Annotated in this window: 21 protein-coding genes and 5 tRNA genes; 3 read left to right on the top strand and 23 right to left on the bottom strand. The window is 39.5% G+C overall.

The window, feature by feature from the left end; genetic code table 11:
- Nucleotides 1–30 precede the first annotated feature (30 nt).
- From QE404_RS00790 to QE404_RS00760, 7 genes are all read right to left on the bottom strand, one after another.
- The gene (locus tag QE404_RS00790) at nucleotides 31–1062 is read right to left on the bottom strand and encodes a TerC family protein (RefSeq protein ID WP_307445359.1); all 1032 of its coding nucleotides are present in this window, start codon (nucleotides 1060–1062) and stop codon (nucleotides 31–33) included.
- 110 nt (nucleotides 1063–1172) lie between these two features.
- A complete protein-coding gene (locus QE404_RS00785; RefSeq protein WP_307445357.1) occupies nucleotides 1173–1784 on the bottom strand; it encodes a TerD family protein in 612 nt (203 codons plus the stop codon).
- 59 nt (nucleotides 1785–1843) lie between these two features.
- Complete coding sequence (locus QE404_RS00780; protein ID WP_307445355.1) at nucleotides 1844–2749, bottom strand: hypothetical protein; 906 nt, start codon at nucleotides 2747–2749, stop codon at nucleotides 1844–1846.
- 55 nt (nucleotides 2750–2804) lie between these two features.
- Entirely contained in the window at nucleotides 2805–3977 is a 1173-nt protein-coding gene (locus QE404_RS00775; RefSeq protein ID WP_307445352.1) for a toxic anion resistance protein, read from the bottom strand.
- 6 nt (nucleotides 3978–3983) lie between these two features.
- A complete protein-coding gene (locus QE404_RS00770; protein ID WP_307445349.1) occupies nucleotides 3984–4538 on the bottom strand; it encodes a TerD family protein in 555 nt (184 codons plus the stop codon).
- Nucleotides 4528–5352, bottom strand: coding sequence for a phosphoribosyltransferase family protein (locus QE404_RS00765; RefSeq protein ID WP_307445346.1), 825 nt, complete (start codon nucleotides 5350–5352; stop codon nucleotides 4528–4530). The genes QE404_RS00770 and QE404_RS00765 overlap by 11 nt, the downstream gene beginning before the upstream one ends.
- 6 nt (nucleotides 5353–5358) lie before the next feature.
- Entirely contained in the window at nucleotides 5359–6027 is a 669-nt protein-coding gene (locus QE404_RS00760) for an HAD family hydrolase (RefSeq protein WP_307445343.1), read from the bottom strand.
- Between the two features lie 390 nt (nucleotides 6028–6417).
- On the opposite strand from QE404_RS00760, the gene QE404_RS00755 reads away from it, so the two are divergent.
- Nucleotides 6418–7347, top strand: coding sequence for a LamG-like jellyroll fold domain-containing protein (locus QE404_RS00755; RefSeq protein WP_307445341.1), 930 nt, complete (start codon nucleotides 6418–6420; stop codon nucleotides 7345–7347).
- Between the two features lie 117 nt (nucleotides 7348–7464).
- Here the strand turns inward: QE404_RS00755 and QE404_RS00750 are convergent, their stop codons facing one another.
- Nucleotides 7465–9003: a SulP family inorganic anion transporter gene (locus tag QE404_RS00750; protein ID WP_307445338.1), complete on the bottom strand. Its 1539-nt coding sequence runs from the start codon at nucleotides 9001–9003 to the stop codon at nucleotides 7465–7467.
- 447 nt (nucleotides 9004–9450) lie between these two features.
- On the opposite strand from QE404_RS00750, the gene QE404_RS00745 reads away from it, so the two are divergent.
- Together QE404_RS00745 and QE404_RS00740 are read left to right on the top strand one after the other, a co-directional pair.
- Entirely contained in the window at nucleotides 9451–9879 is a 429-nt protein-coding gene (locus tag QE404_RS00745) for a transposase (RefSeq protein ID WP_307445335.1), read from the top strand.
- Nucleotides 9880–9890: 11 nt separating this feature from the next.
- Nucleotides 9891–10217 (top strand): helix-turn-helix domain-containing protein, encoded by a 327-nt coding sequence (locus QE404_RS00740; protein WP_307445333.1) that lies wholly within the window; start codon nucleotides 9891–9893, stop codon nucleotides 10215–10217.
- A gap of 97 nt (nucleotides 10218–10314) precedes the next feature.
- Here the strand turns inward: QE404_RS00740 and QE404_RS00735 are convergent, their stop codons facing one another.
- The 15 genes from QE404_RS00735 to QE404_RS00665 form a co-directional block, all read right to left on the bottom strand.
- Nucleotides 10315–10542: a phosphate ABC transporter substrate-binding protein gene (locus QE404_RS00735; protein ID WP_307445332.1), complete on the bottom strand. Its 228-nt coding sequence runs from the start codon at nucleotides 10540–10542 to the stop codon at nucleotides 10315–10317.
- Nucleotides 10543–10729: 187 nt separating this feature from the next.
- Nucleotides 10730–11287 (bottom strand): 3'-5' exonuclease, encoded by a 558-nt coding sequence (locus QE404_RS00730; protein WP_307445329.1) that lies wholly within the window; start codon nucleotides 11285–11287, stop codon nucleotides 10730–10732.
- A 20-nt stretch (nucleotides 11288–11307) separates the two neighbouring features.
- Nucleotides 11308–11844, bottom strand: coding sequence for a 3'-5' exonuclease (locus QE404_RS00725; protein WP_307445326.1), 537 nt, complete (start codon nucleotides 11842–11844; stop codon nucleotides 11308–11310).
- A 253-nt stretch (nucleotides 11845–12097) separates the two neighbouring features.
- Nucleotides 12098–12469 (bottom strand): cyclic-phosphate processing receiver domain-containing protein, encoded by a 372-nt coding sequence (locus QE404_RS00720; RefSeq protein WP_307445324.1) that lies wholly within the window; start codon nucleotides 12467–12469, stop codon nucleotides 12098–12100.
- Between the two features lie 88 nt (nucleotides 12470–12557).
- A complete protein-coding gene (locus QE404_RS00715; RefSeq protein WP_307445321.1) occupies nucleotides 12558–13043 on the bottom strand; it encodes a ribonuclease H-like YkuK family protein in 486 nt (161 codons plus the stop codon).
- Nucleotides 13044–13277: 234 nt separating this feature from the next.
- Nucleotides 13278–13361: transfer RNA gene (locus QE404_RS00710), tRNA-Tyr, on the bottom strand.
- A gap of 165 nt (nucleotides 13362–13526) precedes the next feature.
- A tRNA-Cys gene (locus QE404_RS00705) sits at nucleotides 13527–13608 on the bottom strand.
- Nucleotides 13609–13966: 358 nt separating this feature from the next.
- Nucleotides 13967–14038: transfer RNA gene (locus tag QE404_RS00700), tRNA-Glu, on the bottom strand.
- A 6-nt stretch (nucleotides 14039–14044) separates the two neighbouring features.
- Nucleotides 14045–14116: transfer RNA gene (locus tag QE404_RS00695), tRNA-Pro, on the bottom strand.
- A 65-nt stretch (nucleotides 14117–14181) separates the two neighbouring features.
- Nucleotides 14182–14252 (bottom strand) — tRNA-Asp (locus QE404_RS00690).
- Between the two features lie 1002 nt (nucleotides 14253–15254).
- The gene (locus QE404_RS00685) at nucleotides 15255–16280 is read right to left on the bottom strand and encodes a tetratricopeptide repeat protein (RefSeq protein WP_307445319.1); all 1026 of its coding nucleotides are present in this window, start codon (nucleotides 16278–16280) and stop codon (nucleotides 15255–15257) included.
- Nucleotides 16273–17985: an APC family permease gene (locus tag QE404_RS00680; protein WP_307445313.1), complete on the bottom strand. Its 1713-nt coding sequence runs from the start codon at nucleotides 17983–17985 to the stop codon at nucleotides 16273–16275. Before QE404_RS00680 ends, QE404_RS00685 begins: the two co-directional genes overlap by 8 nt.
- Entirely contained in the window at nucleotides 17975–20365 is a 2391-nt protein-coding gene (locus QE404_RS00675; RefSeq protein WP_307445311.1) for a hypothetical protein, read from the bottom strand. Before QE404_RS00675 ends, QE404_RS00680 begins: the two co-directional genes overlap by 11 nt.
- Complete coding sequence (locus QE404_RS00670) at nucleotides 20356–21099, bottom strand: hypothetical protein (protein ID WP_307445309.1); 744 nt, start codon at nucleotides 21097–21099, stop codon at nucleotides 20356–20358. Before QE404_RS00670 ends, QE404_RS00675 begins: the two co-directional genes overlap by 10 nt.
- Complete coding sequence (locus QE404_RS00665; protein ID WP_307445307.1) at nucleotides 21072–22205, bottom strand: AAA family ATPase; 1134 nt, start codon at nucleotides 22203–22205, stop codon at nucleotides 21072–21074. Before QE404_RS00665 ends, QE404_RS00670 begins: the two co-directional genes overlap by 28 nt.
- Nucleotides 22206–22212: the final 7 nt, after the last annotated feature.

Raw genomic sequence — 22212 nt, 5'->3', positions numbered from 1 at the left:
GCAGTAACTATTGTCTAGCGAAATTATATATTAGGGTGTCTTGTTCGTTTCTTTATCCGGAAATATAACGGACAGGAGTACAGAAATAATCAGTATACCGCCTACAATCCCCAATGATACAGGAGAAGAAATATGAATCCAGGGTGCAATCAGCATTTTGATTCCTATGAATGTCAGAATAATTGCCAGCCCATAAGGCAGCTTGCTGAACATGTGGATAAAATTAGCAAGCAGGAAATAAAGGGATCTGAGCCCCAAAATGGCAAATATATTAGAGGTATAGAGGATAAAGGGATCATTGGAAATCGCGAAAATAGCAGGGATGGAATCTACCGCAAAAAGTACATCGGTAAATTCAATTACGGCTACCACAACCAACAGCGGAGTCGCCATCTTAATGCCATTCTGAACTGTAAAGAACCGATCTCCTACGTACGTATCGGAAACTTTCCAGAACCTTTTGATTAATCTTGCTCCCGGAGTATTGCTGTAATCCTCATCTTCATCGTCGCTCCCTCCGCCCCAGGATTTAATGCCCGCATACACAAGAAATATTCCGAACAAGGCCATTACGATGTTGATCTTAACGGGATGCCCAAAGATATTTATTTCCGGTAGATAGGTCAGGTTGATCAGCCCTACTCCTGCAAATATGAATACTGCCCTGAAGATCAGTGCCCCGATAATCCCCCAAAAAAGGACTTTATGATGCAGGTACTTCGGAACTTTGAAAAATCCGAAAACAAGGATGAATACAAAGAGGTTATCTACTGAAAGTGCCTTTTCAATCCAGTAAGCCGCCTGATACTGGGTAAACTTTTCTATTGCCAGAGCATGGCTCCCAGATCCCAGGTCTGAGTTGTACACCCAGTACACAACGCCTGAAAATACCATTGACAGCGAGATCCATACTATAGACCAGATGGTAGCCTCCTTTGAAGAAATCTCATGACTTTTCTTGTTAAAAACCCCCAAATCGAGGAGCAGCATGATGATCACCGTTACTGCAAAACCCCAGACAAGACCCGGATGCAGCTCTAAAATACTTTGATGTTTGTTCACTTTATATGTGCGTATTATATGATAAAAGCAATAGTTGCACAGAAGTACAAATATTGCCATTAGTTTTTATCTTATTATTCAAGAAGAATTCAGCTCTGTTTTACTGAATCCTATAGATATTTCTGCTTTACTGTTTCAATGGTTTGCTGCAATTTCTTATCTGCCGTAGGATCTCCAATGGCATTGAACTTCCATTCTCCGTTTCTCTTATAGAAAATCCCCATTACCATAGCCACGTGGCCTTTGAAAGAGGCATCATTAGCTATATCATATTTAGCAAAAACTTCTCTTACATTTGTAGGAGTTCCCTCGTAAATTCTTATTGAAGCAAAAGGAATCGTTCCGAAATCCTGTCCTTTATAACTGTTCAGCACTAAAGCTACATGCTCAACACTGGAATCGAGACTGCTAAAATCCACCGTAATAACCTCATTATCAAGGCCATCATTCCCATCAACATCCCCCGTCAAATCATCGCCACTATGCTTTACGGCACCGTTTTTAGACTTAAGATTCCCGAAATAAATTACTTCCGTTGCATTTTTATTAGCATCATATAAAATACAGCTTCCGTCAAGATCCACTGCTTCTCTGGTTATTCCTCCGAAAAATCCTTTTTTCTCAATTGCTCCCCAATTAATACCTACACAAGCCTGTGTAAGTGTTGTTCCATTTTCTTTAGTTAGGTTAATTCTCTGACCTTTTTGTAAGTTGATAGCCATTTTATGTTCAGTTTATTGTTGTTATTCAGTAATTGTAAAACTTATTGATCAATTTAACTTCAATTGTTATTAAGATTTAAATTCAGCATCGCGCGAAGAATATTTGTTTCTTCATTAATGTCAAATATTCTGCTCATGATGTCTGTATTTTCCAGATTTTTAATGTAATCTTTGAGTACATTTGATATTTGCTCCGGCAATGTTTTTTTTCTTTCAACCATTTTTTCCTCCAGCTGTCTGTTTTTTATTTTCAACTGATGGATAATGGTTCCTTTGTTCGATTCATTTGGTAAAGTATTCAACTTTTTCAGGGTTTCAGGAGCAATCAGATACATTTGTTTACCTTCAATATCAAAAATGAAATGGTCTTCCGACTGAAAAACTTTAAATAATTCATAGGCATTTCCGGATATCAAGTAACCGCAAATAAAGCGAACCTTAAAATTTTGAATATTAAGCCTTCCCAAAAGTTTCTTTTCGATCCGGTATTCTCTGTACTGATATGCCGAAAAAACACCGGATTTCAGCAAAATTTCATCACTATCCGCTCTATAGAATTCTGATGCATATTTTGTATGGAAATATAAAACATTATCCCAGTTCAACCGGAATTTTTCTTCGGTAAGATCTCTGTACAGGTTTTTCAGCTGATCTGAAAAAATACTGCTGTACATTTTCCTATCTGTTTCAAAACTGTTTTCATGCTTTTCTTCAAAACCTGAAATGTATTGATTATTAACGTCCATTTCATTGATTACCGCCAGCATATCATTTTCCTTTTGTCTCTTGATTTTGCTTAAGAGCTCAATAAGGCTGTCAGTATACTGAAGGTGAAAAAGTTCAAGCTTGCTGTAATCGAGTGCTTTATTTTCCTGAAAAAGATTATGGATAATATCTGTCTTAATATAGATCGAAATAATATCAACGTTCTCAAAAAAATTGGAAAGAAGTTTAAGTTTGGTCAATCTTCTTCTACTCTGAGCCAATATGTTTACAGCATCCTCCACCTCTGAACCGCTATTATCCTCTTACGTTTGCTTTTAATTCGTGTTCCAGAGTCATTAAGTCCTGATCCAGTTTCCTTCTGCCTTCTGCTCCCTGCTTCTGGATCTGCTTCACTTCATTTAAAGTATTGATTAATTTTGAGGTCGTTTCCCTCAATGTATCAATAGAAACAATGGTCTGTTCATTAGCCTTGGCAACATTCACAGAGTTCTGTCCCAGACGCTCCGCATTCTTTCTTAGGATTTCTTCTGTTGTAGAGGAAACTTTCTGCTGAATTTCAATATTCTGCTGCTGCCTGTACATTGCAACGGCCAGTGAAAGTTGATTTTTCCAAAGTGGCAGTGTTGTGGTGAGAATAGTCTGCGCCTTTTCAGCAATGGATACGTTATTATTCTGAACCAGCCTGATCTGAGGTAGAGACTGCATCATAATCAGGCGGACCACCTTAAGATCTGCCAGCCTACGGTCTAACCTGGTAATAAAATCTCTTTTGTCAGCAATCTGATAATCCTGATAATTTTGTGGTGCAGATTCCATAGCAGTAAGTTCAGTCCCAGCTTTCTCCATTCTCAGATTTCCCGCAATCACTAATTCTTCTATCTGCTTTATGGCCGTTATGTTACTCTCAAAAATAGTCTGCAAAACAGCATTATCCTTAGTAGAAGTAATAATTCCGGCATTGACCTTATATGAGATCTGGTCTATATTGTTGATGATCTTATCGTATTTGGCAAATAAATTCTCAATCTGTGTCATGACACTTTTCATGAAAGGTAATTTGCTTAAAAAGCTTTTGAATTTATTCTGATTGAGCTCTTCAACGTCTACATAATTCAATTCAACAAGCAGATTATTAATCAGCTCTCCTACTTCTCCCGAATTCGATCTCCTTACATTTCCAAGAAAACTGTCACTCTGGTTAGATAACGTTCTTTGGAGATCTGCACCAAAATTTATTATCGATCCCGGGTTTGTTTCATCAATAGAATCTGCCAGTACTTCGTACTTCTGGCGTTCCTCTGTTTTCAGCTGGTTAAGGTTGACGTTTCCTTCCTTATCCACCAATGGAGCAGAGGACGTATTTTGAGTTGCCATGCCGGGCGGCGCAGACATTGGAGTTGGTTCAAATGTTTTTAGCGGCTCAATGGATCCAAATGGATCAACGGACTGATTTTCCTGATTATCCATGATAAATTATTGATAAATTGATACAAATTTTTCAAGGCCTTCGCGCTGTCCTGTCCCCACAGCTTCAAATTTCCATTCTCCGTTTCTGTTATAAATCCTTCCGAACTCTACTGCCGTTTCAATTGAAAAATCTTCATCAAGTTCATATTTAAGGATTTCTTCATTTGTGTCAGTATTAAAAATCCGTATAAAAGAATTTCTTACCTGTCCAAAGTTTTGCCTTCTTGCATCTGCTTCATGGATAGTTACGACTACGGTAATCTCTTTTACAGCAGGATCAATTTTCGTAAGATCAATCTTAATCTGCTCGTCATCACCATCCCCATCACCGGTCAAATTATCGCCTGAGTGAATAACTGATTTGTCCGGAGATTCAAGATTATTATAAAAGATAAAGTGGTTATCGGAAATTAACTTTTTATTCTCACCCAACAAAAATAAGGATGCATCTAAATCGAAAGCTCCTCCTGTTGATGTATTATTAGTATCCCATCCTAATCCTACTGTAAATTTAGGGGCATTTATATTTTCTCTTTGTCCTTTCTGTAAATTAATAGCCATGATATAATTCGGTTTGTGTTAAAATATTAATATTGTTTTTGTACTCTTTTATTAAATGATAATTATTGCTGATGGCAAGTTCTAATAATAGGTCCATCTGCTCCTTTTTAACTGTAGACGTAAGATAATCAAATTTACCTGAATCCAATCCTAAAATATATTTTACAATTCGTGTATTAAATTCAAAATCGGGACTTTTCATTACCTCCGCTACATGCTCCACGTTTTTGACCGCATAATAATTGAAAAAGTTTTCAATAGTAGGATCTATATCTTTATTCATGAGTTCAGCATAGTATATAAACAGGAAATCACCTTCCACTTTATACTGATCCAAAATTTTATTCACAGTGTATTCATGGCTACCCGTAATTTTGATGTCATCTATAAATAGACATAGCTTCCCTTTCAAGAAATCTTTATCAATATAATATGTGTCATTGGCAATCAAATTTTTACGCTCTTCAAAACTAAGGTTCCCATAATCTGTTATATAGGTCTGGTTACGATTGATTTTAGACAGAACACTGGATTTTTTTCCCTTCTGAAACAGATAGAAGTCCAGATGCTTCTTAAAATAGAAACACAGGAAATTGGATGCTGTAGGAATCGCCATGTAAGGACTTGGCAGCACTACGATCTCCTTATTCTGCAAAAGCATATTTCCATGTTTGACAATAAAACCTGCAAATAGTTCTTTTGCAAATTTTTCAGCATATGAAGTCAGTCCGTATTTAAAATAACTGTATGATTCTGGTGAAAAGGTAAATTCTTCAGCAGTATGTATATGATGTAAACTGTATCGTGTATTCATTCTGATCTATATTTTAAGCAAATGGGCACTAAAACCGAAATCTCTGGCACCTTTATAATCAGCAACAGGATTATCACCAATATGAAGGACCTGGCTTATGTCTATATTCTTATTTTTGATATTGTTTTTAACTTCACGAAAAGCCAGCGGATTTGGTTTTGAGCAATTAATCTCATCTGAATAGACATGAAAATCAATATAGGCATCCAGATTCTCTTCAATAAGGAATTTACGCATCGTTCTTCCTTTTATGAATCCCGTGTTGCTAAGAATGCTTATCGTCTTATCCTGATTCCTGATCTCCTCAAACAAAGCATGCAAATTATCAAAAATGATTACAGGCCGATATTCCATGAACAGCCGCTCACTTTCTTGATAAAAATCGTGGAGCTGCTGCTGCTTTATTCCTCTTATATCCACCTGCAAAGACCCCAGAATCAACATATAAATTTCAAATGTATCTATATTGTTCCCGATTACTTCATTGATCGTATTACACATATCATCATAATACTTCACGGTTTCATTTACTTTAACGGCAGGCTGATTAATATTGAAAAATTCAGCAAACAGCGCAGCTCTTTTAGTCTTAAATTCAGGATGTGATTTAATTAAAGTAAGCCACAAATCAAAGGAAAAGTGGGCATGATCTTGAATATTGATTTCTGTTTTCAAAATAGATGAGTTAAAAGTTTTTTTGAAGGATCCATCGATCTATGACAAATACAATGACAGGATTATTCAATTCTCCTCAAAGATAAAATTTTTAAAAATACGCAACCGATTTTTATAATATTTTAAGATTTTGATCAATCATTAGGATTCCCCTGAATCAGATGAAACTTAGTGATCAATTTTATGCAATATTATTTAACAAATGAATTTTATTTACAATTAATCACCTGAAGTCAAAACCATTCAATTATTAAATAATCAAAACAAAATATTTTAAATAAAATAATACACAATTTAAAGTCATTTAATTTAAATTTAATACTTATAATTAGCATAATTTAACAAATATTCGTAAAATTGCGATATATTTAAACGTTTAAATAAACTACTATGAAAAAAATCTATTTATTTGCTGCTTTAGCGGTTTCATTATGTACAACTGCGCAAACCCCCAATTATGTACCAGCCTCAGGACTGGTTGCATGGTGGGGTTTTAACGGAAACGCGAATGACTCCAGCGCTAATGGTAATAACCTGATGGTAAACAGCGCCACTCTTACTGCCGACCGCAATGGAAATCCCAATTCAGCTTATGCATTTAACGGTACTACAAGTTACCTTAGCAGCAATGCACTCTCTTACACGTTTTCTCTATCCGGAGCTCACTCAATCTCTTTCTGGATGAAAAAGTCCGGCAATACTGAAGGGGTTGCCCTCATGAGCGGATCCAATACCGGTGGAAATTTCATCTGGCTTTTTCAATGTGACACTACGAAACCAATTTACGGAACCAATAAGCAGGGGCAATCGTGGACATGGGTAAATGGTCCGGCCTATTCAACCTCACAATGGGAACATTATGTAGCCGTATACAATAACCAGACGATGCAGGTGTACAAAAACGGCGTTTCGGTAGGGACTGCAACCAACACCTACACCAATGCCACCCAGGCTGCAATGCCATTTTATATCGGCAGGGCCATAAGCGGGGGCTATATTGCTGCAAACATTGATGATGTGGGGATCTGGAACAGGGCACTAAGCGCATCAGAAGTCAACCAGCTGTACACCGGAGTTTTATCAACCAAAGAAGTAAAAACCTCAGCAGGAAGCATTGCGCCAAATCCTGCAGGAGATTTCATCAGTGTCAGCCTGCCTTTAAAAGGAACAAAAACCTATGTCATTACTGATATGAACGGAAGAAAAATATCATCCGGTACTCTTTCGGATAAGAAGAATATTCAGGTTTCAGAACTTCAGAGAGGAACATACATCATAGAAGTCGAAGGTACTCAACCGCTTAAATTCATCAAAAAGTAACTTTCTCTATATTATGGAGGCTGACCTTTAGGTCAGTCTCTATTTTTCTGAGCTGCCTCATATTCATATGATAGGCATTATTGCTTAAGATCATCATAAATTGCTCTTGCCCAATCCTCATCGTTCAGGCATTACTTTATACGTAGGATCTTCCTGAATATTTACATCGATCACCGCTTCAGCATTTTTAAGCAGCATTATGCAGTCTTCGCTCAGATGCCGGAGGTGCACGGTTTTATGCTGTTCCCGGTATCGCTTAGAGATTTTATCCAGGGCATCAATCGCACTCATATCCGCAACCCTGCTCTCTTTAAAATCAATAACAACTTCCCCCGGGTCATTTTCCGGGTCAAATTTTTCTATAAATGCCGCAACAGATCCGAAAAAGAGCGGTCCATAAATTTCATAATGTTTGATACCCTGTTCATCCGTATGCTTTCTTGCACGGATCCTTTTGGCATTGTCCCAGGCAAAAACCAGTGCGGAAATGATCACGCCCACCAAAACCGCCAGTGCAAGATTATGCAGTACAATGGTAATGAGTGCAACGGTAATACCTACGAAAATATCGGATTTGGGCATTTTATTAACGATGCGCACAGATACCCACTGAAACGTACTTATGGCAACCATCATCATAACCCCTACCAAAGCAGCCATAGGAATCTTCTCAATAAAAGGAGCACCTACCAGAATAATAACAAGAATCGTGAGGGCAGCAATAATTCCGGACAGCCTGCTTCTGGAACCTGCATTAAGGTTAACTAGCGTTTGGGCTACCATGGCACAGCCTCCCATACCGCCAAAAAAACCATTGGTTATATTGGCCACTCCCTGAGCTACAGACTCCCTGTCTGCATTTCCCTTGGTATTGGTAATTTCATCCACCATGGATAAGGTTAGAAGCGACTCTATAAGCCCTACCCCGGCCATAATCAAGGCATAAGGAAAAATAATCTTCATGGTGTCCCACGAAAAAGGAATCTCCGGAATATGAAAAGAAGGGAGGTTACCGCTTACCGAAGCAATATCAGATACCGTCTTCGTCTGGATACCCGTAACCGCCACAATACCGAAGATGATAAGAATTGCGACCAGGGAAGAAGGAACTACCCTGGTGATTTTTGGGAAAATAAGTACAATAGCAATGGTAAGTACCGTTAAACCGCCCATGATATATAAAGGCATTCCATGCAACCAGTTCACCGAACCACCAACACCGGTAATTTTAAACTGCTCTACCTGAGCCATAAAAATAATAACGGCCAGACCGTTCAGAAAACCATACATTACCGGCTGCGGGATCAGGCGTACAAACTTACCAAGCCTGAAAATACCAACCGCCGTCTGAAGCAGCCCTGCCAGAATTACTGTAGCCAACAAGTACTGTATGCCGTGAGACTGGATAAGCGCTATAAGAACCACAATGGTTGCTCCCGCACCTCCTGAAACCATTCCGGGGCGGCCACCGAAAACAGCCGTTACCAATCCCATGATAAAAGCAGCATAAAGGCCGGTTAAAGGCGACAGTCCCGCAAGAATAGCAAAAGACAAGGATTCAGGAATCATCGTCATTGCAACGGTAAGCCCGGATAAGATTTCATTTTTATAGTTGATTTTCGTGGAAAAATCGAATAGTGCAAAATCGGTTTTCATTGGGTGCAAAGGTAAGCCATACAGAATAATTTACATGCCGTTCATCTATTTGCTGTTCTGTTAGAGAATGATTCAATGTTTCAATTTTTAATTAAAACATCTTTTTTACAATATTTTTTCATGCACTATTTGGGTTTAATTTTTATTTTTTTAATTTTGAGACCAACAGAAGCTAACAATGAAACTTATAAATTACCACATTGGAATACCCTATGATGCTGAAATATATACTATATTCCCGGTTGATAAAAAGAAAATGTAAAGTAATGCATAATTCTATAAACTTTCATTGAATAATCAGCGAATCAAAAACATCAACATGAAAAAATTAAGATAGATTTTTATGATAAACCCGGTGGTTTAACAGAAATAAATCTTACATTGAATAGGCTAAAATTAAAAAAGGCCAGCAAATTGATACAATTAACAAACAATTATCATCATACAATGTTATATAAAGAAATACATATAGGGCAATTCATTAAAGAAAGAGTTGCAGAGCAGGAAATAACAATGGAAAGAATATGTAATTTCCTCAAAAAAGACGAAGAGTTTATTGAAAAAGTATACGAGAGCAAATCGATAGACACAGATCTGCTCCTGAGATGGAGTAAGCTGTTGGAATATGATTTTTTCAGATTATACAGCTCACATCTTATCCTGTATGCGCCGCCGTCTGCCGTGAAGAAAGATGCCAAGAAATCTGACAAAATCCCATATTTCAGGAAAAATATCTACACGCAGGAAATTAAAAATTTCATCCTTAAGCGCATCCAGTCGGGGGAGATGAATCAAACCGAAATCATCAGAGAATACTCTATTCCGAAAAGTACCCTGCACCGATGGTTGCAAAAAAATACCGATAATAACGTTTAAAACACAATTGAATGCGTCCCAACTATGTAAAAATTTTCACGGATATGCTGAAACAGTCTGATCCCGAAAAGCTGAACGATCCTAAAGTACAGAGGCAACTAAGAAACCTGAATACTTCTGAAGATGTACTGAATTTCAATGAGAAAGTTTTCCAACAGTCTAAAGAGATGCAGAAGAGCAACCAAAAGCTGAAGACCTATGACAGGAAAACGATGATCAAGCTTCTGAAATACCAACAGAAACATGGTTTTTCCACCAGTTATATGTCCAGAAAGTATAAGATCAGCAGGACTACTCTTTCCAAATGGAGGAAAAATTTCGAAGATGAAATCAAATAAACAAAAGATCCTGTTTAAAAGAAAATCACAAAAGGCTGTTTCAACAACAGCCTTTTTGGATTAATCATATCCTGGGTCAAATGTGGTTTTACCAAAATTATAATTTAGCTTTCCACTGAACATTTCTATATTTTTTCCAGTTTTTCTGAATTTTATTCTGTCTAGAATTAACGGTTTCAATTCCGTGCGGAAAGCAACGTAAGCATCCCATTGTATCGCCATATAAAATTCTGGAAATCCTGATATTTGAAATTTTCTTGGGAAAATCAATACATTCATATTCACCGGCTCCGAAAGCCTGTCGTAACGGTTTGATTTTTTTCATTTGTAATGAGTATAAAACTCAATACAGTGTTCCCTTAAGAATAGGTTTGTAATGTTTCATCATTGATTTGTTATTTTACCGAAGCACAACAGGTAATGCATGACTATGTATTTGTACGTATATAAAGTTGTTGGAAGAATAATGAAATGATCGGTTTACCAAGGTTACCACTTCAGATACCGTACATTCAGGTTTTATACTGCTGCAGGCACCAGTACAAAATCTTCGTGATATTCCTGGCATCGTCCACACCTCTGTGATGGGTTCCTTCGAGTTTAAGGTTCAATTCTCCCAATGCCCTGGCCATCCCGACACTTTTTCGTACTGCCGGATGCAGATCACCGAACAGGGTTTTCACATTAATATGGTCATCCCCCAAAGGATAGTCCACACGGAACTTTCTTGCCTGGTCCCGGAGCATATTCAGATCGTAATTTCCGTAGCTTGCCCAGGTAAGGTTTTCGGAATCATATTCTGCTCTCAGGATATCAAGGGCATCTTCCAGCAGAATCCCTTCGTCATCCAGCATCTGCGGAGTGATGGAAGTAAGTTCCGTACAGAACGGACTTACTGCTGAAAACTGAGGCTTTACCAAGATGCCTTCGCTCCGTAAAATCCTACCGTTTCCGGCATTCATAAGACAGACCCCGATTTCTATGATTTCGCTCTCCTGGCCTCTCGGCGGACGATCATCCCAGCATGTTGCTTCAAGGTCTATAATTAATATATGGTCTGTTGTTTTCATTTTTCTATTGTTAGTTGTTATTACAGGATTTCACGTAAAATCCTGGCTGCATTATAAGCATCGTCCGCTCCGCTGTGATGATGGCCTTCAAAATTCATGTTCATGGCCTTAAGGGCTCTTTTAAGTCCCATCATTTTGTGGAGTCCGTTATAATTTCTGAACAGATGCATAATATTGAGGTAATTTCCCGAAAAAGGATTTTCAATACCCAGATAATCGCACTGCTGCATCATCTGCTCCCGGTCGAATGCACCGAACCCTGCCCAGGTAAGCATTTCCGGATGGTACTCATCCCTTATTTTCTCACAGGCTTCTTCAAAATAAATTCCTTTTTCTTCAATCAGCTGAGGGGTAATGCCGGTGAGCTGGGTGCAGAAATTGCTGATTTTGGATCTTTCAGGAATTACATAAATGCTTTGTTTCCCGGAAATTGCTCTTGTTGATTTATTCAGTTCGCAGATTCCTATTTCTATGATATCGGTTTTCTGTCCCGGCGGGGTTCTGTCATACTCCCAGCAGGTAGCTTCCAGATCGATAACGATTATATTGTTGTTCATGTTCTTTTTTGTTTATTCTATACGGTACGCATGGCATTCTATCAACCAGAAGGGGAAAAGGAAAAGAGCCCCTGAAAAATATCCGTTTGTGGCTAAAGCTCTGCAAAGATAAAACCATCAGTACGCATTCTATTTACGCAGCACAAAATCTCGGACTAATGTTGCCGGATTGATATGCAAAACCTGTTTTCCGGTAATTCGGTCTTTACTATCGTAAAAAGTTCCGGCAATCTTATTACCGGAACTTCATTGATTATATCCTTTTAAAATTGTTCAAAAGGCTTTCTATATTTTCTTTTCCTACCGGATTTAGGGAATGGCAATAAAATTCCGGCAGATCTAATAAATGATCCATGCAGTATTCGACCAACCATTTAGCACAATCGTATCCCGCCTTTTCGACAAACTCCTGACTACCAGTTTTCAAATAATGTTCATCTGCCAGATCATGATCGAAGGAAATCATTTCCGGAAGGCCCTGTTCAAGAATCCTGCCGGTAAACTGCTCATAATTACGCACAATATACCAGTCCTTCCTCCTGAAAATATCATTTTGGGTATAATGATATACCTCGAAAGGATACCGTATATCATCCAGGAAGAGTAATCTTTTTGTCATTTCCATTGTATTCACTATTATTTATATTTATTGCGAAAAGCTGGATGTCAGTATCAGATCAACATTCTCAATTCCGAAGCTGGTATATCCTGATTTACACCATCATATCAGCACAATTGGAACTTGCAAAAGCAAAAGGTTTTGCTTTGAATACATATCCCATTCCCAGAATATATCCCATAGCATCTTTTAAGGCTACATTGGATTTAAAATCAGGATCGGTATTGATGTCCGCGTGTACCTCCATTTCTATTCCATAAGCATCCAGAACTGAACAGATTGCATAGGCAATTTCTACAGATTTATTGACTTCGTTCAGCATCCGCTCTTTGATACTGATCCGCTGGAATTCTCTTTCTTTTCTGATAAAGGTAAACGCTCCTTTTCCCTCACGAATCAATACTACGGCCGTTGCATAATTAATAGCATCACCGTAAACATGGGAATCTGATCCCACACATACTTTCAGCCGGTACCCCAGAGCCTGTTCGCGGATAATGGCTTCTTCTACCAGCTCTGTGATAGGTTTGCGGAAAATTTTTCCGGTCATGTTCTGCCAAATTTCTTGTTGCGTTTCCATTTTTTCTACATATTTGTTTAACTATTAATTTTATATTACAAAGGGGTGTTAGATATTTAATGAGTAATGGGTAATATTAAAATATACTATTTACGGGTAAGCAGCATTAGTTATTGCTCATTGCTTATTACCCATCTATATGCATATTACTTTTTCTGACCATCTGACCAGGAATCGAACCTGAACAACAAGAGTATAGTTCCTGCATGCTGCCATTACATTATCAGCGGTTTGTGGAAGCAGCAGGATTTGAACCTGCCCAGCATGGATGCAACGGTTTTACAGACCGCACCGGCTCTCCTACTCCGGTGTGCTTCCCTTTTTATGAATAATGAATAATAAGCAATGAGTAATTAATTAACCCACTGTTTTTTATCATCAGTCCCGGAAAAATAAAGCCTGTCTTAATTTTTGTTTGATATAAGAACTTCTGCGCCCGACAGGCTTTCTGTTTCTCCGGAATAATCTCATTCTAGTATTTTGAGATGGTTATGGGATTTGAACCCACTCAGCTTACGCAACGGTTTTGCAGACCGTCCCGACTCTCCTGCTTCGGCGAACCATCATTTGTTTATGGGTAATTAGTGATTTTCCATCATCGTGATACCTGTTTTGCTAAAAATAAAGCCCGTCTTATTTTGTTTGATATAAGAACTTCTGTGCTTAGACAGGCTTTATCAGCTCTAAAATTTATCTTATGTTTACTTTTTCCATTATTGCCATCAACTATATTTGAGTTAAGGAAAGCCCATCTATTGTTGTTGTGTTTTTTTGGCTTAAAGATCGTCTGCGCTTGACGGGCTTTTCCTCTTCTCTCTTATGAAACAATTGCTGTTGTACATGATCAATGGCTATCCACATTGCTTAACAATTTTGAAATCTAATCCTGCAGCAAAAATTCACCATTAATCATTGACTTTTTGTGCTCCATAAGGGAATAGAACCCTTATCGCCCGGTAGAAAGCCGGGTGCACTCACCACTATGCTAATGGAGCCATTAGTCTGGAAAATAGGATTCGAACCTATGACCTCCCGCGTCCAAGGCGGGTAAACAACCACCGTTATCTTTCCAGTCTTACAGGTTCACTTTTGAATCATTTCCGGGAGACAGCCGGAACGGATGCTTGATGAACCTTTGCGGTCTATGCGGGAATCGAACCCGCGGTACCCGAGAGACAGTCGGGAAGGTTACCACTACCTCAACAGACCTTTATTTGAAGTGAGTGGTCAGTGGCCCACTCGCTTCGCTTGTCATTTTTTGATATTTACCAATAAAAGATATCTACTATGGCTCCTAATTTCACCTATGATATCAAATGATTTGAACTTTACCATTACAGCATAAAAAAAGCGCCTCTTTTACGGAGGCGCTCATATATTCAGGCATGTGAGTTCATTAGCTGACCCATATATATAAGCACCTTTCATTTATAAATTCATTGTCAAGAAGAACATTACACGCATACCGCTGCCCTTTCGGCTGTCCACCGGGCTGTGTTGAATTCATATCAGATATGTTATGCAATAGTTTCATTATGTTGTTCTTGTTTTAAAGTTCTTAAAATTTAAAATCTGTCGTTTTAATTTTCGGTTGCAAAGTAAATACGAAATTTTCAGACATGCAAATATATTTTAGATATAAACAATTGAAAATCAGTTATTTATATTAATTCATAAAACAGGAATATCCTGTCCGCAGTTAAACCGCAGGCTCCTGTTTACCTAAATGACTGTCTCTCATCGGGTTACTTATCACGCTCTATTTTCGTATTAGTTATTCATTTGTTATTAAAAAATTTTCACTTTTATGGTTATTTTTTTTCATTCTAAATAATTTCCGCTTTAAAAACACAAAAAACGCCCCGTTATCGGAGGCGTTTCTGTATTATTTTGATTTAATTTTTACGAGATTACTGTAAATAATTTTCAAAGCAAGCACACTTCGCCTCATCTGATATCATGTATTCATATCCAAACGATCCCTTTCCTACAGGGCGATCGCAGAGATTTAAACTGATATGTGCTCTTTGTATTGTCATAATTGTATTGCTGCAAAGATAAATCTTTTCCTATTATGATATAATATTTTGTCTTTAAAAACCCCCGATCAATTAAGTTCCCGAAGCCACCTGGATTCAAACAATATTACTCTTTTTATACTAAAAACCCCTTTTTTAAACCAATCCCTGAATCTCTCAATCCTTAAATCATTTACCCACCCTTCAAAATCCTGTTCCTGCCGGTTTTATACCTAGAAATATCCTTCAGGATCACCTCATCAGCAGGATTGAAATGTTTCAGTTCATTCACGATTTCTGAATGGGTGGCTACTTTTTCAGCGATAATTTCATAAGCAATGTTCCTGATAGCTGTGTGAAGCTCCGGAGCTTTTTTGAATTCATGTTTCATGGCTTCCAGATAGGTGATTTTCCGGTCTGAAGGTGTTCTTTGATAGAGGTCACTAATCTGCTGCTGAAGTTTTTTAACGTCAGTAATGTTGGCGAAATAGTTATTGAGGCAATTGAAGGCATCTCGGTTTTCCTCCCAGCCTCGAAGCAGGATCTCCTGAGCTTTATCCGGTAGGTCCATCTTTTTACGATAGATAAGTGATCCTTTTACCATCTGGTTATTGCCCACATAATCATCTACAACCATCTGATAATAGGCATTGGCATGAGTACGGTCATTCATTTCAAGATAAAGATCCCCTACTTTTTCCTTCTGGCCGAGTTCTTTATAAAGGTCAATGGCTTTCCGGTATTGCTTGGCTTTTTCGTAGCAATGGGCTGCTTCAGACTTATTTTTGAGTTTTTTAAGATAGATGACAGCCGCTTCACTGTACCATCCGCCTTCTTCCAGTGCTTTGGCTCCGCGGTAATGGTCCCGGAGAAGGTTGATATACACCTTAGCCGCTTTTTTATAATCGTTCTCCCTGATATATTTTTGGGCCAGTTCTTCATATGTATTTCTTATCCGGTCGAAAAGTGAAGATTCCACATAGGCATTCCCACTTCCGGGTTTCTTTTTACGCCCGGACAAGCTTTTTTCTTTTTCCTTATCTTCCAGGCGGAGCAGGACAACGAAAAAAATCAGGGCAATGACAATGAACAGCATCAATGTACCTGCTACGCTCCAGAAGCTTTTATGAAAAAGCTGCGCCAGAATTCCGATGACCTTAATAATAACCAGAAGAAAAAATGCTGCGATGAATTTACTGATGAACTTCTGCTTATTCATCTTTATTTGATTTTAAAATGGTTTTATCTTCACTGAACAGGCGGTACAGCAACAGGATCACACAGATGATGAGGATCCATACGAACCAGTTGTACCCGAACATCTCAATCAGCGGATAGAAAATATAGGCAACCATAGCGACAAGCACCAACATCAGGAAAATCTTGATTCCGGCCGGAACATGATCTCCTCCAAGATTCAGGCTTTTTTTCTTCACCACAAAAGAATACAGGCCTACGATTCCGATCATGGAAATGATCAGCCAAAAAATCTCTGTAAAAGAAATGCCTTGCTCTTGATCCGTTGACGCCTGATTGCCTTTTCGAGCATGTAAAGATTTTTCAGGATTAACAGCCGGAGGTTCCGGATACTCCTTGGTTCCATAGAGACGCCCCAGCGAGTCTTCTATCAGCAGCTGCTTCTTTTTCAGTATCTTCTTTACAACCCCTTCATCGGCAGGCTTTCCTGAGGCTGTTTTCCGCAGGGAGTCCGCAATCTTTTTTCTTAACGTCAGTTCATTCTGCACCAGGTATTTGACAATTTTCTTACGGTAAACTCTTCTCAGCGAATCGGTAGCAGCTTCAGTGCGTTCATTCAGCTTTGACAGATCATTCTGAATTTCCCCGATCTGCCTGCCGCCCTTCCGCAGGTATTCATAATAGCTTTTTTCATTTTTGCCCGCTAAGCTGGCTGAAGCATTCACATGCTCCCTCATCAGTTCATTCCGTTTTTTCCCGTAGATGGAATCAATTTTCAGATCGATATCGGTTACACCGGATTGATAAGCAACTGTTGGAGTCATCATGTTATCATCAGGTCTCCCGGAAATCTTACCTGAAGATATAGGCTCTTCATAGGAAGACTCTTCTTTGTTGAAATCTATAATCAGCATTACGAGGACAATACCCATCAGGAATGCCCAGAACATCCACCGGTATCTGCTTGAAAATGCAGAACTTTCTCTTGCGCTGCCTCCACCGAACAATTTTCCAAACCAGGTACTGTTAAATATGAACTTTGCAAAACCGTCACCCCGGGAAGTTCCGGTAACATCCAGCGGAACGCCAAGATCAACAGCTCTTTCCGGGTATTTCTCAATATACTTCAGGTATTTTTCGATTTCCTTTTTATTGCCGTTCATTACTTTTTGCAGATTGAACGGAAGATTATCCATCCATTCCTGCTCGGTCTGCGGCTTCTGAAGAGCTTCCAGTATTTTCTCATCGTCTATTTCTACGCCGAAGGTCTTAATTTCCCGGGGAATCTTTACTCCTGATGAAGGTTTCCTGATTTTTCCCTCTGACGGCAAAGGATCGCTGATCAATGAAACCCAGTCTATTTCTTCATTCAGTTTCACCATTCCGAATTCCGGATGCATAAGCAGAAATTCCGCACCGGCAGCACTCCATTCTTCAGGATACACTTTAGGATAAAACAGGGTATATTCAGGAATAAAAAGCTTGTCATCTACACATTGAAAATATACATTCTTCCCGATTTCAGCAGGAGCGATATTCTGAAAGACCAGAAAACAGCCGTACAAGATATTGGGCTCAGTGGAAGGAACAGGAAATGACCGGACCTGAGCCAGATCTATCCCCAGCATCTCCATTTCACGCAGCCAAATCACAGGTTCAGATCCTTTAATCAGGAATCCTTTTCTGGGATAATTATTTTTCGGAAAGGGGTGTATTCTAAGTTCCATATTCCAGAACATGTTTAATAAAGGGTTCCATATAATCGAAATACATTTCTTCCATTTCCCGGATCTTCAGCTTCGATTTTTTAGGGAGGTAATACTCTGATCCTCCGAATTCTTTTTCTGTGGCCAATGCTATATAGCCATCATGCGAAGAAGGCATATAAAAAACAGGAATACTTTTATTGCTGCTGACAAATGTAAGCATCCCCCGATGGTCTGTTATTACTTCGCTTCCATCACTGAAGGTAAATTTATTCTTATCCTGATGGGCATAAATTTCTATCTTATCCGAATTCTTTTCCAGCCAATACTCATTTTCAGAGTGGAACTGTAGGGCAAATTTTGAGACCACCAGTCTTTCAGCGCTGTTGATCCCTATCCTGGTAAAATTATTTAAAATTTTAATCCCTTTATTTTTCAGTTTATTAAGTTCTGCTTCAGTTCTGAATACGTTTTTACGGATTTCACGATTATTGTCGGTTCTTTCTGCAAAAAGGTTTCCTTCCAGATTGATCCTGAATATATTATCATATTCAAGTCCATATAAAAAAAAGCTTTTATTGAAATAGATCAACGAAAAATTTACCGGAATATCCAGCCCCGACAAATTCAGTTCCGAGTATTCCCCCGTACTAAGATTCAGCCTGGACAGGTTTTTTCTATCCGGCTGATACTGAGCCAGGATATAATTTCCTGCTTTGTTCCTGGCCAGAGCAAACTGTCCTCTGGGTTTTACAGAAATGTTCTCAACAATCACTTCACAGCCTTTCTGAATACTGATATTCTGATAGATATTTTTATTGTAATAGTTGTCTGACAGATATGTTTTCAGCAATTGTTTTTTATTGCTCAGCATATAAAATTCTCCTTCATACAAAAATGTTTCCATCCGGTCTTTAGGCGTAGGAAACAGTAAGGGATAATTTTCGGGAACTGCTGTTTTGATGCCGCTCCCGACACTGCCGGATGTTTTGTTCCCTTTGGGAGGATGGGCCCAAAGCTCCCGTAGCGGAAGCCTTATTTTCTGGATATGCTTTCTCGTTCCTTTATGGTGCTTATAAAAGTTGAGTTCTCCGTCAGCAGAGGTTGTCACTAGGAATTTCAGCTTGTCACGGTTTTCATGGATGACCTTTTGCATATGCTGATTCTGTACATTTTCGTGGCTGGTGATGAAAAAAACTTCCAGGTCTCTTCCGTTGTATTCCTCTTCAAAAAACCGTTCCAGTGCATTTGAAACCCCCAGAACGGGGCTTACTGCATTCTGATTCCGGATCACTTCTTCCACGGTGTTCAGAGACACGGGTATGCTGTGTTCCCCTAAGACGAAAACTTTGCACTCGGAATGGGCTTTCGGATGTTTGATAACGGCAATAGCCGATGCAAAGGCAAGAACTTTCGGGGTACCCCAGTTTTTCAGGGAAATATCGATCAGGATTACCCGTTCAAAAACATTTTCTTCTGGCGGAATTTCCCGCTGGATATACAGGGCTTCATTATTGGCAACACGGTTCATAAAAACCTCTTCTTCATGAGCAAACTCAGACAGAAGCATCCTGTTGAAATCGCCTTTGTTCGTCATATCTGAAATCCCGCCAATCGGCTGTTCACCGGGAGAAAGGTGGCGCATAGGAATTTTAAGTCCGCTCCAGATCCTTTTGATCAGGCTACCGACCTGGAACGTTTTCGGTTCTTCAATCAGTTCCTTTATAAACTCCTTACCGGTTTCAATGACAGGTTCCTCCTGAATGACTTCGTTTTCGAGTTCCGGGATCGCAGCGATTCCTTTTACGGCATCAATGATAGATTCCGTGGTCGGGAAACGATGATGGAGCAGTGACAGCGTTTTGATGTCCCTGCTGACGACTGCCTGGGTCAATTCCTTCTTTTCGGCAGCCTGGGAAATGATCACCGGACTCTTTTCAAACCTTTTGATAATCCATTCGGAACTTAACGAAGCCACCTGATTGTGGGCATCTTTAAAAATGGTCTGCAGGAGATTTATTTTGTTCTGTCCTTGCTTCAAAGGATACCCAACCTGGCTTATATGTTCTAAAAACTGATGTGCAGATTCAATATCCTGAACGGTTTCCTGTGCGGATACCTCACGACTGATCCTTTTCAGGTAACTGAAAATACCGTCCAGGTTTACATATCCTTCCTGCGCTGCATAAAGAACGAGCAGCAGTGAGCCGAAAGGCGGGAAACCCTGGTCTTTCAGTGTCCTTAAAACTTCTATAATATAGGGGCGGTAAGCAATGGATCCTCCATTCGGAATGGAAATAAGGTTATTTTCGCGATATCCTGTATCATCGGAAACATCTTCATCCGTGGTCCATTCCCAGAAATACCCTTTATAAGACTGGAAATATGCAATTACATCCATTCCTGTGATTTTTCGGTGAGGCGGAAAGAGCTTAGGGACAAGTTCCGGAAATTATTTTTATTGAGCGACAGAACACTTCCGTCTTCATTCCATAGAAGCCAGGCTTCCGAATCCGCATTGTATTTCTCCTGTAACAAAAGACTCAGGTTTTTGAACTCAAAATCAAAACCGGCAGGCAGAAGATGGCCGTCTTTTGACCAGTATGTTTTTCCCGGAAAACCTAGCAACGGAGTTCCGATAAACAATGCCTGGTCATCAATAACAATCCAGTCAAGCCTTTCGAGTTTGAATTTCGGCACAGTGATCAGGCTTTTCCTGATTTCTGCCATCGGGCATAGTAATGCTGTTGCAGGATGTTCATCTTGGCCAGGAACTAATTTCACCTCAATTTTTCTGTCGATGCCGAAAAAATTATGGTTGGCAATCGGGAAGGTCAGGCACAGGAACTTATCGATCCGGTTCCACAGCAATGCTGTCCTCACCTTTTTACTGGGTACCAGCGCATCTTTCCGGAACAATAGACCGTTACGCAACTCGTAGAGGACAAAATCGGGAAGCTGACGGAGCGCCGGTGAGTCCGCCTGTTCATCGGTAAAACCTTTAAGCCAGAGGACTTCGTCTTCCAATGCCACCTGCACATTCTTCCAGTCGCGGATGGTTCCCAGATGATCTTCATTCATCCGGGGAATTTCTGCCCAGAATTCTTTTATATGCTCTGAAGGATCTTTTGCCATAGATTTTCGATTTCCTGTTGGATGTACTGTTTCTGCTCAGGATTCCTGATCCAGTCGCAACGGGTCTGAAGGTATCTTAATTTATCTTTAATAACATTCTGCTCTTCAAAGCTAAGCACTCCGCCATCCCATTTTTCAACAAGTATTTTAACATCTTTCATTACCTCCTCGGGATTTGGAGTTTTATTGTGAAGTGACTGAGGATGGGATTTCGGATGGGCATCTTTCTCAATCGTCCGGTTAATGATTCCTTCCAGGATTTCGATCTGCTCTTCCGTATCCCAGATGTGCTTCAATACCCACAGATCGGAAAGAATGGCTTCATTCCTTCCGCAGATCAGAGCACTGGCTGCAATAAGGTTCTGCATTTTTACCGCCCTTCGGTCGGAGATGGCAATCCCGGTATTTCTCAGGCTGATAACCGTGTTTATATAGACTTCATAAACGGGTCTAAGATCAATGGTTTTGCACAGATCCTGCAGCTCCCGGATCTCATCCGAAAGAATTTCAGGAACCTCCGTATCGGTATTATTCTCCAGTTTTCTTCCTGCTAGAAGTACCTGCTGTAGAAGTTCAGGATTCACATAATCTACATTGATCCGGATCAGGAAACGGTCGAATAAGGCATTCAGTGCCTCATCTTCAGGAAGGATATTGCTCGCTCCCACGAACATGAGCGCAGGAAGATGTTTAGTTTCCTTTCCCCTTTTGAATATTTTCTCATTCAATGCCATCAGGAGTGAGTTCAGGATGGCAGAATTGGCATTGAAGATCTCATCCAGAAAAACCATGGATGCTTCCGGCATCATTCCATTAGTATTGGTCAATAATTCACCCTCTTTGAGCTTCCTGATGTCAAAAGGCCCGAAAATCTCATTAGGTTCCGTAAAACGTGTCAAAAGATACTCGAAGTTCTTTCCATCCTTCACGGTGTTGGCCAGAGTTCTTACGATCGCGGATTTTGCCGTCCCGGGAGGCCCGTAAAGAAATGCGTTTTCCCTGGCCAACAAAGATATTCCCAACAGGTCTACCACATCGTCTTTGCCTACGAAAGTATTTTTAACATAGCTGAGGACACGGTTTAGTTTTTCTATAGTATGATTCATTGACCTT

Origin of the sequence: Chryseobacterium camelliae, assembly GCF_030818575.1 — a bacterium.
Taxonomy (GTDB): domain Bacteria; phylum Bacteroidota; class Bacteroidia; order Flavobacteriales; family Weeksellaceae; genus Chryseobacterium; species Chryseobacterium camelliae_A.
The sequence above is the reverse complement of the archived record's forward strand: the minus strand, read 5'-3'. Positions and strand labels throughout refer to the sequence as shown.

Coding starts and splice junctions, on each gene's coding strand:
- QE404_RS00785 (WP_307445357.1), bottom strand. CDS start 1,784: ATGGCTATCAACTTACAAAAAGGTCAGAGAATTAACCTAACTAAAGAA.
- QE404_RS00775 (WP_307445352.1), bottom strand. CDS start 3,977: ATGGATAATCAGGAAAATCAGTCCGTTGATCCATTTGGATCCATTGAG.
- QE404_RS00770 (WP_307445349.1), bottom strand. CDS start 4,538: ATGGCTATTAATTTACAGAAAGGACAAAGAGAAAATATAAATGCCCCT.
- QE404_RS00765 (WP_307445346.1), bottom strand. CDS start 5,352: ATGAATACACGATACAGTTTACATCATATACATACTGCTGAAGAATTT.
- QE404_RS00755 (WP_307445341.1), top strand. CDS start 6,418: ATGAAAAAAATCTATTTATTTGCTGCTTTAGCGGTTTCATTATGTACA.
- QE404_RS00750 (WP_307445338.1), bottom strand. CDS start 9,003: ATGAAAACCGATTTTGCACTATTCGATTTTTCCACGAAAATCAACTAT.
- QE404_RS00745 (WP_307445335.1), top strand. CDS start 9,451: ATGTTATATAAAGAAATACATATAGGGCAATTCATTAAAGAAAGAGTT.
- QE404_RS00740 (WP_307445333.1), top strand. CDS start 9,891: ATGCGTCCCAACTATGTAAAAATTTTCACGGATATGCTGAAACAGTCT.
- QE404_RS00735 (WP_307445332.1), bottom strand. CDS start 10,542: ATGAAAAAAATCAAACCGTTACGACAGGCTTTCGGAGCCGGTGAATAT.
- QE404_RS00730 (WP_307445329.1), bottom strand. CDS start 11,287: ATGAAAACAACAGACCATATATTAATTATAGACCTTGAAGCAACATGC.
- QE404_RS00725 (WP_307445326.1), bottom strand. CDS start 11,844: ATGAACAACAATATAATCGTTATCGATCTGGAAGCTACCTGCTGGGAG.
- QE404_RS00720 (WP_307445324.1), bottom strand. CDS start 12,469: ATGGAAATGACAAAAAGATTACTCTTCCTGGATGATATACGGTATCCT.
- QE404_RS00715 (WP_307445321.1), bottom strand. CDS start 13,043: ATGGAAACGCAACAAGAAATTTGGCAGAACATGACCGGAAAAATTTTC.
- QE404_RS00685 (WP_307445319.1), bottom strand. CDS start 16,280: ATGAATAAGCAGAAGTTCATCAGTAAATTCATCGCAGCATTTTTTCTT.
- QE404_RS00680 (WP_307445313.1), bottom strand. CDS start 17,985: ATGGAACTTAGAATACACCCCTTTCCGAAAAATAATTATCCCAGAAAA.
- QE404_RS00675 (WP_307445311.1), bottom strand. CDS start 20,365: ATGGATGTAATTGCATATTTCCAGTCTTATAAAGGGTATTTCTGGGAA.
- QE404_RS00670 (WP_307445309.1), bottom strand. CDS start 21,099: ATGGCAAAAGATCCTTCAGAGCATATAAAAGAATTCTGGGCAGAAATT.
- QE404_RS00665 (WP_307445307.1), bottom strand. CDS start 22,205: ATGAATCATACTATAGAAAAACTAAACCGTGTCCTCAGCTATGTTAAA.